The sequence below is a fragment of the Actinoallomurus sp. NPDC052308 genome, assembly GCF_040679195.1.
GTDB lineage: Bacteria > Actinomycetota > Actinomycetes > Streptosporangiales > Streptosporangiaceae > Actinoallomurus > Actinoallomurus liliacearum.
The window spans coordinates 916,276-929,358 of sequence record NZ_JBFAUM010000002.1 but is presented as its reverse complement, the minus strand read 5'-3'; the positions used below and the strand labels follow the sequence as shown (position 1 = coordinate 929,358).

At 67.3% G+C, this 13,083-nt stretch carries 18 protein-coding genes; 5 read left to right on the top strand and 13 right to left on the bottom strand.

Annotated elements, in window-relative coordinates:
- Window positions 1-83 precede the first annotated feature (83 nt).
- Window positions 84-1,376, top strand: a complete 1,293-nt coding sequence (locus tag AB0L00_RS10490) for a hypothetical protein (protein ID WP_364431161.1) — start codon at window positions 84-86, stop codon at window positions 1,374-1,376.
- Here the strand turns inward: AB0L00_RS10490 and AB0L00_RS10485 are convergent.
- From AB0L00_RS10485 to AB0L00_RS10475, 3 genes are read right to left on the bottom strand one after another with little or no spacing between them, the layout of a single operon-like run.
- Window positions 1,261-1,845: a hypothetical protein gene (locus tag AB0L00_RS10485; protein WP_364431158.1), complete on the bottom strand. Its 585-nt coding sequence runs from the start codon at window positions 1,843-1,845 to the stop codon at window positions 1,261-1,263. The two genes, AB0L00_RS10490 and AB0L00_RS10485, sit on opposite strands and share 116 nt — an antisense overlap.
- An 11-nt stretch (window positions 1,846-1,856) precedes the next feature.
- Window positions 1,857-2,441: a hypothetical protein gene (locus AB0L00_RS10480; protein WP_364431156.1), complete on the bottom strand. Its 585-nt coding sequence runs from the start codon at window positions 2,439-2,441 to the stop codon at window positions 1,857-1,859.
- On the bottom strand, window positions 2,438-3,037 hold the full coding sequence (locus AB0L00_RS10475) for a hypothetical protein (protein WP_364431153.1): 600 nt from the start codon (window positions 3,035-3,037) through the stop codon (window positions 2,438-2,440). The genes AB0L00_RS10480 and AB0L00_RS10475 overlap by 4 nt, the downstream gene beginning before the upstream one ends.
- Window positions 3,038-3,291: 254 nt before the next feature.
- On the opposite strand from AB0L00_RS10475, the gene AB0L00_RS10470 reads away from it, so the two are divergent.
- Window positions 3,292-3,891: a YdeI/OmpD-associated family protein gene (locus AB0L00_RS10470; protein WP_364431150.1), complete on the top strand. Its 600-nt coding sequence runs from the start codon at window positions 3,292-3,294 to the stop codon at window positions 3,889-3,891.
- 58 nt (window positions 3,892-3,949) lie between these two features.
- Here AB0L00_RS10470 and AB0L00_RS10465 read toward each other — a convergent pair whose 3' ends face one another.
- The 5 genes from AB0L00_RS10465 to AB0L00_RS10445 form a co-directional block, all read right to left on the bottom strand.
- Window positions 3,950-4,540, bottom strand: a complete 591-nt coding sequence (locus AB0L00_RS10465; protein WP_364431147.1) for a hypothetical protein — start codon at window positions 4,538-4,540, stop codon at window positions 3,950-3,952.
- 26 nt (window positions 4,541-4,566) lie between these two features.
- A complete protein-coding gene (locus AB0L00_RS10460) occupies window positions 4,567-5,037 on the bottom strand; it encodes a hypothetical protein (protein ID WP_364431144.1) in 471 nt (156 codons plus the stop codon).
- A gap of 106 nt (window positions 5,038-5,143) precedes the next feature.
- Complete coding sequence (locus tag AB0L00_RS10455) at window positions 5,144-5,638, bottom strand: hypothetical protein (protein ID WP_364431142.1); 495 nt, start codon at window positions 5,636-5,638, stop codon at window positions 5,144-5,146.
- 4 nt (window positions 5,639-5,642) lie between these two features.
- Window positions 5,643-5,978, bottom strand: coding sequence for a hypothetical protein (locus AB0L00_RS10450; protein WP_364431139.1), 336 nt, complete (start codon window positions 5,976-5,978; stop codon window positions 5,643-5,645).
- Window positions 5,979-5,982: 4 nt separating this feature from the next.
- Entirely contained in the window at window positions 5,983-6,813 is an 831-nt protein-coding gene (locus AB0L00_RS10445; RefSeq protein ID WP_364431136.1) for a hypothetical protein, read from the bottom strand.
- A 207-nt stretch (window positions 6,814-7,020) separates the two neighbouring features.
- Between AB0L00_RS10445 and AB0L00_RS10440 the strand changes: the two genes are divergently transcribed.
- Window positions 7,021-8,391, top strand: coding sequence for a S8 family serine peptidase (locus AB0L00_RS10440; protein WP_364431133.1), 1,371 nt, complete (start codon window positions 7,021-7,023; stop codon window positions 8,389-8,391).
- Window positions 8,392-8,477: 86 nt separating this feature from the next.
- A complete protein-coding gene (locus AB0L00_RS10435; protein WP_364431130.1) occupies window positions 8,478-8,933 on the top strand; it encodes a YbaB/EbfC family nucleoid-associated protein in 456 nt (151 codons plus the stop codon).
- A gap of 25 nt (window positions 8,934-8,958) precedes the next feature.
- On the opposite strand, the gene AB0L00_RS10430 is transcribed toward AB0L00_RS10435, so the two are convergent.
- The 5 genes from AB0L00_RS10430 to AB0L00_RS10410 all read right to left on the bottom strand — a co-directional run bounded on the left by AB0L00_RS10430 (window position 8,959) and on the right by AB0L00_RS10410 (window position 12,428).
- Window positions 8,959-9,702, bottom strand: coding sequence for a hypothetical protein (locus AB0L00_RS10430; protein WP_364431128.1), 744 nt, complete (start codon window positions 9,700-9,702; stop codon window positions 8,959-8,961).
- 38 nt (window positions 9,703-9,740) lie between these two features.
- A complete protein-coding gene (locus tag AB0L00_RS10425) occupies window positions 9,741-10,160 on the bottom strand; it encodes a hypothetical protein (protein WP_345355669.1) in 420 nt (139 codons plus the stop codon).
- A gap of 104 nt (window positions 10,161-10,264) precedes the next feature.
- Window positions 10,265-10,771 (bottom strand): hypothetical protein, encoded by a 507-nt coding sequence (locus AB0L00_RS10420; protein WP_364431125.1) that lies wholly within the window; start codon window positions 10,769-10,771, stop codon window positions 10,265-10,267.
- 104 nt (window positions 10,772-10,875) lie between these two features.
- Window positions 10,876-11,331, bottom strand: coding sequence for a YbaB/EbfC family nucleoid-associated protein (locus AB0L00_RS10415; RefSeq protein WP_364431122.1), 456 nt, complete (start codon window positions 11,329-11,331; stop codon window positions 10,876-10,878).
- Window positions 11,332-11,375: 44 nt separating this feature from the next.
- Window positions 11,376-12,428 (bottom strand): hypothetical protein, encoded by a 1,053-nt coding sequence (locus tag AB0L00_RS10410; RefSeq protein WP_364431119.1) that lies wholly within the window; start codon window positions 12,426-12,428, stop codon window positions 11,376-11,378.
- Between the two features lie 67 nt (window positions 12,429-12,495).
- Here AB0L00_RS10410 and AB0L00_RS10405 point away from each other — a divergent pair, with 67 nt between their 5' ends.
- Window positions 12,496-13,011 carry a hypothetical protein gene (locus tag AB0L00_RS10405; RefSeq protein ID WP_364431116.1) on the top strand — a complete coding sequence of 172 codons (516 nt, stop codon included), beginning with the start codon at window positions 12,496-12,498 and terminating at the stop codon, window positions 13,009-13,011.
- Window positions 13,012-13,083 lie beyond the last annotated feature (72 nt).

Genomic DNA, 13,083 nt, shown 5'->3' with positions numbered 1-13,083 from the left:
CGGTCACCCTCGGGTGGCGGCGGGACCTTCTGTTTTGTCCGCCTCTACGGACTTGTGGCCGGAAGTCGTTACGATCGCGAACTGTGCTTCGTACGTCCCCGGTGATGCTGCCCTGGACCACGCTCCGGCTGGCCGGCCGGTTCGCGGTTCCACTCGCCCTGTGGTTCACGGTCGGGCAGGTGCTCCGCTACCTGTTCTTCCTCGCCGGATACCACTTCGGGCTGCACAACTCCGTCATTCCGATCATCGTGCTCAGCCTCACGGTCATGGTGTCGCTCGGCGTCACGGTCGCGATGGTGCACAGCGTCCGTGATGGCCTGCCGGCCGTCCAGGCGCGCGAGGTCGACGAGCGCCTGACGTCGTGGGCCGCCGACGAGGAGGAGGGCATCCTCGACGCGATCACCAGGGCGCTGCTCCCGTTCATGATCTTCTACCTGGCCTGGGGCTGGTTCTCCGACGACGCGAAGGAGTTCGTGCAGAGCGCGGCCGGGCGGGGTACGGCCCAGGGCGGGGTCTACGGGTCGATCGCCGGGATGAAGATCCTGATAGCCCTGCAGGACCACGTCTGGGTCGCGATCATCTGCACGGTCGTCTTCTTCGCCCTGAAGTTCGTCGCCGAGCGCGTCATCGAACCGCGGTGGTCCGGTCTCGGCGGGATCTGCGTCGCCTTCTGCGAGGTGAACTGGACGCTCTTCGGGATCTTCACGGTGGACCAGGCGCGGCAGGGCGTCACCGGCTGGATCACGGGACGGGTCGCCTGGGTGGATCTGGGCAGGCTCCTCGGACCGGTGTTCGGGACGTTCAACACGCTGTGGCCGCTCTTCAAGGACGCGGTCCTCGGCTCTCTGGTGTGGCTCGTCATCGCGGGCGTGATCCTGGGCGTCACCGCGGAGGAGGAGGCGGCGCTCGGTCAGGGGTGGCTCGGCCGGAAGGTGGTCTCCGCGAGCGGCATCGACCGTCCGCACACCCCTCGGGAGGTGCTGACGCGGGAGCTGCGCGACAAGTGGTTGCCCGCGGTGTACGGCTTCCGGATGGTGTTCCGGGCGGGGATGCTGCCGTTCGGGGTGTTCTGTGCGCTGTTCACCGGCCTGGAGGCGCTCGTCCCGGTGACCGAGCGAGGGGTGTACTACCTGCTGGGCCCGCACGAGCTCGGATGGTGGCAGCCGCGACTGACCATGGTCGAGTTCCCCGTCGAGCTGGTCCACCAGGTGCTGCGCGTCTGCCTGCTGGCCGCCGCCTTCGACCTGGTGGTCGGCCGCGTCAGTGCGCGAACCGCAGAATTCGGATCGGCCCGGTCTGCCTCCCCGAGGACGGTGCGTTCCCTCGTACCTCCAGCAGGACCGTACTCGCCGCCTTCGCCGGGACGTCCGTCGTGACCGTCACCCGCGTCACCGAGCCGGCGGCCGGGTCCTTGCCGCCACCGACGTCGCCGTAGGCCGTCCAGATGTGCCCCTGCGGGTCCCGTACCTGGAACGCGGCGCCCTTGGCGTCCTTCACGCCCTGGGCGTCGAGCGGGCGGACCTGCAGCAGGAGCGTCAGGTGCACGGCGCCGGGCGGCGCGAGGCGGGACCTCGCCGACGCGGCCGGGTCCCGGCCGAGCATCCGCCACTCGGCCCGGCCCAGCACGCCGGCCGCCCCGAAGCGTACGACGCTGACCTTCTCGGGCCGGGTCCAGGTCGAGGACGCCTGATGGACGTGGTCCGTCCACTCCGTGACGAGGTACGCGGTGGCCAGCACGGCGAACGCGCCGGCCTCGACCATCCGGCGCCGGCCGGGGGACAGCCGCGGCCGGCGGCGTACGACCGGGTCCGGGACCGTGGTCTCCAGCGGATCGGGCGGCGGCATCGTGTACATGGTCAGCTCGATTTGAGGGCGTAGTCGGTCGGGGGACCGGTCAGGAGCCGGGCCGTCCGGCTCGCGGTGAGGCCGAGGTCCACGGCGGTCTCCGCGGACAGATTGTTGACAAGGTCGCTCTGTCCGACGACGAAGCGCGCGCCGGCCAGCCGGTCCTTGGGGATCTCGAAGACGTAGAAGGTCGACCGCCACAGCATCGGCTCGAGCGAGGCGTCCGAGGTGAAGATGTCGGACCGGCCCGTCTCGTCGTACGAGAGGCCGCCGGGCGTCTCCAGCCGCGCGTGGCCGAGCTGGAGCGGCTTGAGGTTGCTCTTCGCGCTCACATAGACGATGACGAAGATGCCGGGGGTGGTCATCCGCCGGTCGCCGCCGAGGGAGTCGTGCTTGACGAGGCCGCTCGCCACGTCCACGCGATCGACCTTGACGCTGAAGACACGGTTGTCCACGACCGCGCCGACGCGGCCGTGCGCGAGCAGCGGCGTCTGCAGCCGCGCCACGAGGTGGGGTTTGACGGAGGTGAACCACATGGCCAGTGCGCACAGGACGACCGCGCCCAGGCCGGCGAGCGCTCGCCGGAGGATCGTCACGACCGCGCCCTCGCTCGTACGGGGAGGGTGACCTTCGCGGTGAACGGCGACTGCTTCGTGACCGTCCAGTCGAAGGTGTCGTTGGTGAAACTCTGGCCGTACGTCCACTTGCGGAAGGCCAGCGTGACGTCGCCCGGGTTGGTGCCGGCCGGCAGCGCCCACACCAACTGCACGTCGAGCGGCAGGCGAGGGTGGAGGTCGCTGGTCTTGGCGCCGGAGATCATTCCGATGGAGTCCATGGGGTCCGCGTCGGCGTAGCGGCCCGGCTTGGGTTCCGCGACGACGCCGCCGAGGAAGGTGACGATCCCCCAGGACTTGGCGCTGGTGTTCACGACCCGCGCCGTGACGATCAGGGAGTGCTTGGGCGGCCCGCTGAACTGCTTCACGTCGGCGGTACGGGCGTTCAACGCGGTCACCGTGAAGGGGCCCTGGTCGATCGGCCTGCCCACCGCGGTCTTCGCCGGGCCGGTCGGCGCGGCGCGCAGGCCGCCGAACGCCGCGGTCACCCCGATGACGACCACCGGTACGCCGATGACGCCGACGGCGGTCCGGGGGCGTCGGCGGGGTCGTTCCGCGACGGTAACGGTGTGAGCCACTGGTCGATCGTAACGATTCGCTCGGATATTGGGGTCCAGGTAGCCGGGCGCGGTCGGTCCGGTGACTCCCCTGCCGAGTCGTGAACGCGGCGTCCAGCTCGCCAAGCCGGTCGGCGATCCTGGCCGGCAACACCTGGCGTAGTTCGAGCAGCGCCGACAGGGCGGCCTGGTCGCTGCCGGAGACATGCCGTAGCGTCTGCCGGCATGACCGCGAACTCCTCCACCGAAAAGCCCATCTCCGCCAAGGCATGACGATGAGCGACGAACTACCGGAACTGACCGTCACCGATGCCCGAGCCTGGCGGGAGTGGCTCGGCGAGCACCATGACAGCTCGGCAGGGGTGTGGCTGGTCCTCGCCAAGCAGAACACGACCGGGCCGACCAGCCTGACCTATGACCAGGCGCTCGACGAGGCGCTATGCCACGGCTGGATCGATAGTCGGCTACGACGGCGGGACGAGAGCACCTTCTGCCAGCGCTTCACTCCCCGGGGGAAGCAAAGTACCTGGTCGGCGCGGAACGTTTCGATCGTCACCCGGCTGGTCGGCGAGGGCCGGATGCATCCGGCCGGAACGGCCGAGGTCGAACGCGCGAAGGCCGACGGCCGCTGGGACACGGCCTACGCGGGACAGGCCGGCATCGAGGTGCCGGCCGACCTGGCCGCCGCACTGGCCGCGGAGCCCCGGGCGAAGGCGATGTTCGACATCCTCACCTCCCAGAACCGCTACACCATCCTCTACCGGGTCACGAACGCCAAACGCGCCGAGACCCGAGCCCGCCGCATCACCCAATTCGTTGAGATGCTCGCCCGGGGCGAGACGGTCCACCCGCAGAAACGCGGCCTCGGCGGCTGACCACCGACGCCGCACTGCGGCTCGGGCCGGGACCCCGTGATGAGCGGGATGTCGTCTCTCAGGGAAGAGGGGTGACGTCGTCCGGGCCCCAGCCTGTGGCCGCCCTGAACTCCTCGATCACGTGCTGCGCCGGTACGTCCTGGCTCTTCAGCAGGAGCGCGGAGTCGTCGCTGCCGACCCACCAGGGGGTGATGAGGGCGACCTCCGCCCCGGACCGCAGCCGGAGGAGGAGGATGTCGTGGCCGTCGTCGAGCCGGTGGAAGACGGCGCGGAGCCGGCCCTGGACGTCGAGGATCGGCACCTGCACCCGGGCGATCGGCCGGGCGCCGCCGAACTCGGTCCAGTGTTCGGGGCCGATCGTCGCGATGGGGAGCTCCGGCCAGGGGCGCAGCGCGTCCAGCCGCCGTACGACCTTCCCGAGGAACTCACGAACGGCCTCCTCGTCGTGCGGCTGGGGGATCTGCCCCGTCAGCGGCTCCTCGGAGCGCAGGCCGGCGACGATCCCCTCGTACTCCTGCTCAGGAGTGAGATGCAGGATCGGTTCCTCGATCAGGGCACGGGCGATCCGGCCGACCACCTCATCGTCGAGCGTCCGCTCGAACTGCGTGGCGTAGAGGATGCCGTTGATCAGTCCATGCGGTTCGGTCAACGGGTCCGTCCTTCCGTCCACGGTCATCAGATCCCCCACTCGATGTGATGAGGCCCGAACAACAGTCCCTGACCCCTCAGATGGTCGGTGACCTGCTGGAGGTGCTGGGGCGTCGGCTTGTAGTGGCCGCTCTGTCGCGAGATGGCCATGAGGTTACCGTTCACCACCTCGAGCTCCCCGGCCCCGGCGACCGGACCTCCCGCGAGGAAGCTCGAGTGGTGGAACTGACCGACGACCTGAGTGTTCGAGGCGTAGAGATTGCCGTGTTCGTCCATGACGTAGATGGCCCGCCCCCGGTCGGGTGTCCATGCGGACGTCCCCCTCCTCGTGTCGAAGAGACGGCCCGAGGAGTCGTACAGGCGCCCGTCGCTCCCCACCGTCAGGCGGTACCGCTGGCGTGCCGCATCGTCGAGGTACTGGACCTGTGACCCGTGAGTCCAGGACTTGTTGGGCGCGGGCAGGTGTTCGCCCCGGTACTCGCGCTCCATCTTCTTCATCTTGAAACGCGGTGGCCTCGGATGCGCATGAGCCGCCGTCCCCTCCTCCTTCCGGAGGAATCGGAAGAACTTCTGTGCAGCCTTGAAGATCCCCGCGCCCGCTCCGCTAGCCACCCAGGACGGCGTTCATGGCGAGGCTGACGCAGAGGTTCACCAGCCTGCTGGTGATCTCCTTGAAGACCGGGATCTCCATGAGGGAGCCGCCCGCCGTCACCGCGGAGGTCGCGAAGGCCTGAGCGATCTCGATCGCCAACTGGACGAGCTGGACGATGACGTTGATCTTCAGCGCGAGCACGATCGCGGAGCAGATCATCAGACCGGCGCCGATGATGTTGCCGCCCGTCTTGCCGTCCAGGAGGTTGTTGTGCGGAGCCTCCTTGGCGTTCCAGGTGTTCGCGAACGCCTGGACGCCCTCTCCCTTGTGCTGAGTCCAGATCGAGGTGGCGTGGGCGTTCGCGTCGCCGACCGGCTGATCCATCGTGCTCGTGAACCCGAGCCAGCCGCTGCCCATGTTGAGCAGCTTGTCCTCGTCGCTCATGGGCCACGTGTAGCCGAGGTCGTTGAGAAGCGTGGCGAGCTCGCCGGGCAACTGCAGACCCATCCCATCACCCCAGAATTTTGCGGACGTCGTTCATCTCACCGGTGTTCGCCTGCTCGCCCGTCTCGTAGGCGGTCGCGAGGTCGTGCACGCTCTGCACGTGACCCCTCATCGCGCCGGTGTTGTCGTCGTACGATCCGAACGCCATCTCGTGGATGGCCTGGTAGAAGCCGGCGATCAGCGAGCCGAGGTCATCGGTGCCGAAGGCGTCCGACTGAGCTTCGAGCTCCTGCTGGAAGCCCGCGGACTGGGACTGCAGCGTGTTGGTCGCCGTGTTGATGCCACCGGCCGCCTCGCGCATCTTCGCCGGATCGACCTCGAGCTCGTCACCCACGTCACCCATCCGCTCACTCCGGTCCTTCGATGCTCGACATGATGTCGCGCAGCGCACGCGTGTACGTGCGCATCTGGTCGATGCTCATGTCCTGGGCCGCACTCACCCGCTTGCGCAGTTCCTCGGCGTCCGCCCCGCCTGCGCGTCCGCCGGGACCGACCTTGGCCCCCAGGTCGTCCAGGGCGGCGTTCACGGCGATCCTGAGCTGCTCGGCCAGCTCGTGCGACGCCATCCGCATCGCCTGCCGTTCGACCGTCACCGACTCGACCCGGCCGACCATCGCGACGGCCCGGATCCGCCCGCGCGCGCTCTCCCCTTCGCCGCGGGCGTCGGCGGTGCCGCCCGTGACCGTGAGCGCGTCCTCCAGGTTGCGCCGAGTGAGGCCGAACAGGTCCTCCAGGCCGCGCGGAGTCGGGTCGCCGCTGATCCGGGTGCGTTCCCGGATGCGTGCCATCGCGTCCGTGATGCCCTGCGTGATGACCTCCATCTGGCGGAGGCTCTCGTTCTGGACCTCGCGCAGGGTCTCCGCGAGCGCCGCGAGGTCGGGAACCGGGCCCGCCGCCGCGGTGGACCTGCCACGCTGGTCGTCGAGCGCGGCGTTGACGGCCTCGGTGACGAGGCCGCCGAACTCCTCGGGAGACAGGCGGAGCACGCGGGGGTCGAGGGTGACGGACGCGACGCGTCCGCCGTGCACGGACGCTCGGACCCGCTCGTCGGAGGCCTGCCCCTCGCCGCGGACCGTCGCCTCCTCAGGAGAGGGTCTCTTCGTGCGCAGCGACTCGATCGCGGTGTGCGTCTCGTGCATCAGGCGCTCCAGCTCGACGTCGTCGAGTGGCTCTGGCACCGAGAGTCCCCCCTTTTAACGATTCGGCCCTGCCTACTTTACGGTTTCCGTACCTTGGTGTCCTTCCTCAAGCTCACTCCTCAGGTACGACGCACGCGACCTCGATCTGGATCCTCCACAGCCGGGCGATCCGTCGTGGTTTTCCGGCACAGGGCTCGTTCGCGGCAGATCGTCTAGAGTCTTCGACGAGTGGTGGGGAGGTGCGCGGTGGGCAGACTGAAGCCGGCGGCCGTCGCCGTCGCGGGCGGCCTGGGACTGGCGACCGTGGTCACCGTTCCCATCGCGCTGACCGCACGGCCGAGCGGCGCGGCGGGGATGCCGGTCATGCGAGCGGCCCAGACGACGAAGAAGACGAGCGCGAGGCCGACCCGGCACACGACGACGCCGAAGCCGCCGAGTCACACCCCGACGCCGAAGACCACCCCCACGCCCACACCCACGCCCGCGCCCACGGTCACCAAGACGGTGGCGCCGCCGCAGCGGTGTGACGTCGCCAACGGCTATCCCGCATCCGGCATGACGGCGGCGCCGTATCCCCAGTTGATGCTCGACTTCACCGACGTCTGGCCGCTGACCCGCGGCGAGGGCGTGAAGGTCGCCATCGTGGACAGTGGCGTCGACACCTCGCATCCGCAGTTGCCTCCGATCGACACGTATGACGTGACGAACACCGACAAACGCGACTGCAACGGTCACGGCACCATGGTCGCCGGCATCATCGCGGCGCAGGACCAGCGGAGCAGCCACGTGCCGTTCCTCGGCGTCGCGCCGAAGGTCCAGCTCATCTCCGTGAAGGCCGCGACCCAGGACACCAACAACCCGCCCCGCCCGGTGGCCGAGGGCATCCGGCGGGCCGCCGACCTCGGCGCCGACATCATCAACGTCTCCATCACGCTGCCGAACTACTCGTTCCTCAAGAGCGCGGTGGAGTACGCCCAGCACAAGGGCGCACTCGTCGTCGCGGCCGCCGGCAACACGGACAAGGACAAGAAGGCCACCGAACAGGAGCTCTATCCGGCCAGCTACGACGGCGTCATCTCGGTCGGCGCGGTCGGAAGTGACGGGAAGGTCGCCGCCTTCACCGACACCAAGTCACGCGTGTCGGTCGTCGCGCCGGGCGTGGACGTGAACAGCACGTGGCCCCACGACTCCTACGCCAGCAGACCCGGGACGAGCTTCGCCGCGCCGTACGTCACCGCCACGGCCGCGCTCATCAAGGCGTACCACCCGAGCCTGACCGCGGCCCAGATCAAGCACCGGATCGAGGCGACCGCCGACGGCCGCACCTCGGTCGGTTCCGGCGCCGGAATCCTCAATCCCCTCCGGGCCGTGACCGCGGTGCTGCCGGAGGAGAACGGCCAGGCGGGCACCGCCACCGTCAAGCCGAAGCCGGTGGCGATCGTCACCGCGGAGCACAAGGACACCTTCAGCCGTACGGTGGCGCTGTCCTTCGTCGGCGGAGCGCTCGGCATCGCCGGCGCGGTCGTCGCGGGCGGCATCATCATCCCGGCGGGCCGCCGCCGCAACTGGCGCCCCGGCCGCCGTACGCCGTCGTCCGAGCGGGAAGAGACGGGCTGACGGACTGCGGGATCTCCCTTAGCAAGATCAACGCCGTTAAGGTGGGGGAAACCGCCCCTTGAACGGCGATTTCCCCGGAGGGACACATGGCGTCGGACAACGGTTTCTTCGGTCACACCGGGAACGAAGAGTTCGATCGGATCCTGGCGCAGGTCGGCGAGCAGATGCAGCGGTTCGAGGAGGCGCGGAAAGAGCTCTCGTCGCTGAAGGGGCGGGCCACCGCCGCCGACGGCCAGGTCGAGGTCGAAGTCCTGCCCAGCGGCGCGCTGTCGTCGCTGCAGATCAACCCGCGGGCGATGCGCCTCGGGTCGGAGGCGCTCGCCGAGGCCATCCTCGAGGCGGCCGGGAATGCCGCCAAAGAGGCCGCCGAGCGCATGAACGAGATCATGGGCTCCGTGACCGGACGCAGCGCCGACTTCAGCCAGATGCTGCAGGGAAAGCTGCTCAGCCTTAACCCGGACGCGGAGTCCGACCTGCACGACCCGCAGCTCAAGGACGCGATGCGGCAGTTCCAGGAAATGCGTCGCCGGTACGGGCTCTGAGCGGTCAGTAGTACGTCCAGCCCGGTCAGTAGTACGTCCAGCCCCCATGCTGGGTGTTCTGGACCTTGATGTCGTCGAAGTCGGTGTTCTTGGTGAGGCTGCCGCTCCCGCGGTTCGGCTGCGGCTGTGGGAAGGCGGTCTCGGAGGAGGCCAGCGCGGCGATGTTGCCGAGGTTGTAGAGCAGCGCCACGACGACCGACCCGACCCCGACGGCCGTCACGCCCATGAGGACCGCGCCGGTGGCGTTCTTCAGCGCCTCGACGATCGGGGCGTCCGGTGGGAAGGCCGCCTCCGCGAGCTCGCAGGCGATGATGGTCGCGAGCAGCAGGTCCGCGACGATGCCGACCGTGTGCATGATCTGGTGGATCTGCGTCTGGGCGTTCTGCACGGCGGTGGACATCGCCCCCAGCGCCTGGTCGGTCTGGTAGAACTCGTTCTTGACCGTGGCGATGAACTTGTCGAACTGCTGACGGTCCGCACCCTCCGGCCAGGCGGCCTGGATCGCCTTGACCTTGTTGTCCCAGTCGTTGAACCGCATGTCCTGGAGGTTCTGGCTCGCCGAGCGCCAGGCGTTCCAGCTCTTCTCGATGTCGTCGTCGCCCCACGGCTTGGCCAGGAGCCAGATCGCCCCCGCCCCCGCCGCGGGAATCGCGAGCCGACCGGCGAACTGGATCTTGGAGAAGGCCGGGATCCACCTCGCCAGCAACTTCATCAGGCCCATCGCGCCGACTTCGACACCGGCGGTGTAAGCCTCGCCCTCACCTGCCATTGACGGTCCTCCTCGTTCGGGTGTGCGCGGACGCCGGTCTAGTGGTAGGAGTCGTCGCTCTTCTTGGCCGTGTTGAACTCCTCGGTGTCCTTGGACACCCGCTGCTCGAGTTCGTGCACCTTGGCCGCCGCCTTGGACTGGTCGGTGACACCGTTGGCGGCCTGGTAGGCGGCCCGGGCGTTCTCCAGTTCCTTCTCGTCGTAGTGGAGCGCGACGCTGTACAGGCCGGCGTTCACGCCGTGCAGGCACTTGACGGCGTCTTTCAGCTGGCGGAGCTGGTAGTCGCGGGCCGGATGGTAATTACCGCTGACGGTCATGGCGCCGATCACACCCCACGACATGGCCGGCAGCTCGGTGTTCTGGTCGACGAGCGTCTTCACGGACTCGACCAGCGGCAGGAGCGTGTTGGAGAAATCGCTCGCGGCGGTCTTCAGCGCGGCGGTGTTGACTTCGACCACGTGGCCTCCTTCTCCGTCAAGATCGGTGAATAAGAGGCTAACCACAGGTGTCCCTACACCGCTAGGTAGGAGGACGCATGCGCGGCCCGTGGGGCCGCCGGGCATCAGTCGGCAGGATGGTCTCGCCACTCGCCGAGGCCGGTCTCGGCGACCAGTCGATGGAGCTCGCTGATCCTCTCGGCGTCGTCGGTCTCGCTGAACGCGCCGATGTGAATCCGCCCGGGGACGCCCGGCGCCATGGCGCGAAGATACCGGTCGAAGGCCCGGGGTATCGATGGGACGACGGCCGCGTCGTACCAGAGAATGACGTAGTGCACATGGCCGATCTTGGAAAGACCCACCGCCTCGATCGCTGACGCGGGGATGACGCCGACGCCGTCGCGCCCCTGCGCGGTGAGTCCCGCGCCCGACAGTGTGACCGTTAACGGATTACGTATCCCGATCAGAGCGAACATCGCGCCGACTGCGATTCCCAACGCCCCGAAAATGCACCAGTGCGGGTTGTAGAGGAATCCGGCCGCCGACGCGACGACCCCCATACCACCGAAGACTGCCGTGAGCCGAGCCAGTCCGGCTCGGTTGTCGTGCAGGCAGAACTCACCTTGCGGCATGTCGTCACGTTATCGAGCCGATCGCCGCGGCTGGGGCTTTCCGATGGACCCGGTGGGTGATGCAACGTCGAACCAAGGGAGGACGACAGCCTCCGGGGCCGTCGCTATTCAAGCCCCATCATCTCGCGTACGCGCTGGAACTGGCGTACGGCCTCGGCGACCGGATCCGAGGAACGACTGACCGCGGCTGGCCCGTTGAGGAGATCGTCTGCCACCTCCTGCAGCGCGCCGCTGGACCTGGCCTGCTGCAGCCTTCCGATGTCGCCCATGAGCGGCTGCATCAACTCCTGGCTGCGCTGTGACAGATCCGTCTGCGCCGCGACCACGGTGGCCTTGATCTCTTCCGCGAGTGCCGCGGATCCCAGTTTCATGGCTCTCGGGTTGATCTCCAGTTCGGAGAGCATGCCAGTGGATTCTATGACAACACGTACGTGTCCGTCTTTATTCTGGGCTTCGCCTTTGAGTTCACTGAGCTGCGATGCCGCAGAAAGCGCATATTGCAGGCGTTCTTGGATCTTCTGCACCTCGCGATCCAGTTCTGGATTTCCGGTGCCCGCCATGAGTGGCTCCTCTCACTTAATTCGCCTTAGAATTCTGGTCGTGCTCAGATAGTAGGACTGGCCCACTTGATGTTGATGTCCTGGAACGAGTTGCCTGATCCGCCCTTGTTCGGCTCGAGCTTGGCGAAGTTGGTGCCGAACGAGTCGAACATCTGCTTGAGCGGCCCCAGCACCGTTGCCAGAGTGCCGGCCACGGCCGCGACTGAAGTCGCGGTTCCTCCGCTCAGCACTGCCCCCTGAATCTGCTTGAGTACGGCGCAGATCGGGCCTATGTAGGGGAGCTTTTCGCCTATCGCAAAAGCGATGATCGCAGCAAAGCAGCCCATCGCGAAGATGAACATTTCATTCTGCAGGTGATGCAGATTATTGACAATGTCCTTAAGGGCTTTGCTGTTGGTCTCGGCTGCGGTCGCGGTCTGATCGACTTCCGTGCTGAAGATGTCGGACCAGGTGGAGAAGGCTGTGTGTGAGTCACCTTTCCAATTATCGTCGAGCGTCTTGAGGACGCCTTTCCAGGTGTCCCCGGTCACCCCTTTGATGTTAGTTGCGGCAGCGTCCCACCCGCCGACCGCCTTGGAGAGCGCGTCGTCATCCGGAATGAACATGGCCCAGATTACGGTCGCGAGGATGGCTGTCGGCGCGAGTGTCGCAGACGCGCCGTTCACCACGGCGATCGCTGCGTTCTCGGCCGCGAGAGTCACACCTCCGAACAGGCCGGCGGCTTCGAAGTTGGTGAACCCTCCGCTTCCCGACGGCTCGACATATTTGAAACCAGGATCCCTCTTCGCTTTGGCGTCAACCGTGTTGGCAACCTCCGCTTTTGCGATTGAATTGGCGACCTTGACGAGCCCCTGGGAGGCGGTCTCGAGCTGCTTGACCCCTCCCTTTATGCTTTCTGAGATGCCGTGTCGCGAGGCCTCGTACTCGTCCGAAAGGAACAGGCTACCGATGATGCCGAAGGCCAGCCAGGGCATCTTGCAGGCTTTTTCCGTATATTCGTGGGCGAGATTCATGTAGGCGTGTGGTTCGGACGCCAGTTCACCGCCCTGGCCTGCGATCTTTTTGCAATTGGCCACTAGTTCGGGTGATGGCGCCATCTAGTGCTCCTTCGGTCGGCGGTTTCGGCTCTATTGAAAGCTCTGGCCGGCATGGTAACCTTCGGTCGTGGAAGCTGTCTCCCGCGGAAAGAAAACGAATTATGTCGGTGCGGCGGTCGTCTCGGCTCTGGTCGCGGCCGTGCCCTTGGCCCTCATTCCTTTGTTCGCGAAGGAGGAAAGTGTTTCCGGTTCTGTCTACATGCTGGGCGCCGCAGTGGCTCTCTTCCTCGTTATCGCCCTGATGTTCGTCGCGGTATCGATTCTGCCGTTCTACGTCGCCGTGGACGGGTCGGCGGTCCATGTGGCCATGGCGGGAAAGAAGACCTCCATCGGCTGGGATCAGATCGATGCCATCGGCATAGAGGTCGCGCCCAGTGGTGGGCAGGCGATCCTGCTTCTCTCCGTTTCCCTCAAGCCCGGGAAGCCAACGTCGGAAAGGCGCTTTTTCTATCCTCGGTGGTCCGCCGAATCCGACAGTCTCGTCCTGTGCAAGGTCGACGACCTCGGGCACGGCGCGGAAGAACTCATCGCGGCATGCAAGGCGCGGGCCGGCGAGCGCTGGCGATACGACGTAGCCGAGTGAGCCGGTGGCCGCGGCTCGCGGCCCCACCGATCGCCTGGTTAAGGTCATGCTCTCTCCGATGGCTACTGGATC

What these genes read in the sequence shown, in the direction of transcription:
- AB0L00_RS10485 (WP_364431158.1), bottom strand. Translation starts at nt 1,845, where the DNA reads ATGCCGCCGCCCGATCCGCTGGAGACCACGGTCCCGGACCCGGTCGTA.
- AB0L00_RS10470 (WP_364431150.1), top strand. Translation starts at nt 3,292, where the DNA reads ATGAGCGACGAACTACCGGAACTGACCGTCACCGATGCCCGAGCCTGG.
- AB0L00_RS10460 (WP_364431144.1), bottom strand. Translation starts at nt 5,037, where the DNA reads ATGAAGAAGATGGAGCGCGAGTACCGGGGCGAACACCTGCCCGCGCCC.
- AB0L00_RS10455 (WP_364431142.1), bottom strand. Translation starts at nt 5,638, where the DNA reads ATGGGTCTGCAGTTGCCCGGCGAGCTCGCCACGCTTCTCAACGACCTC.
- AB0L00_RS10450 (WP_364431139.1), bottom strand. Translation starts at nt 5,978, where the DNA reads ATGGGTGACGTGGGTGACGAGCTCGAGGTCGATCCGGCGAAGATGCGC.
- AB0L00_RS10435 (WP_364431130.1), top strand. Translation starts at nt 8,478, where the DNA reads ATGGCGTCGGACAACGGTTTCTTCGGTCACACCGGGAACGAAGAGTTC.
- AB0L00_RS10430 (WP_364431128.1), bottom strand. Translation starts at nt 9,702, where the DNA reads ATGGCAGGTGAGGGCGAGGCTTACACCGCCGGTGTCGAAGTCGGCGCG.
- AB0L00_RS10420 (WP_364431125.1), bottom strand. Translation starts at nt 10,771, where the DNA reads ATGCCGCAAGGTGAGTTCTGCCTGCACGACAACCGAGCCGGACTGGCT.
- AB0L00_RS10415 (WP_364431122.1), bottom strand. Translation starts at nt 11,331, where the DNA reads ATGGCGGGCACCGGAAATCCAGAACTGGATCGCGAGGTGCAGAAGATC.
- AB0L00_RS10410 (WP_364431119.1), bottom strand. Translation starts at nt 12,428, where the DNA reads ATGGCGCCATCACCCGAACTAGTGGCCAATTGCAAAAAGATCGCAGGC.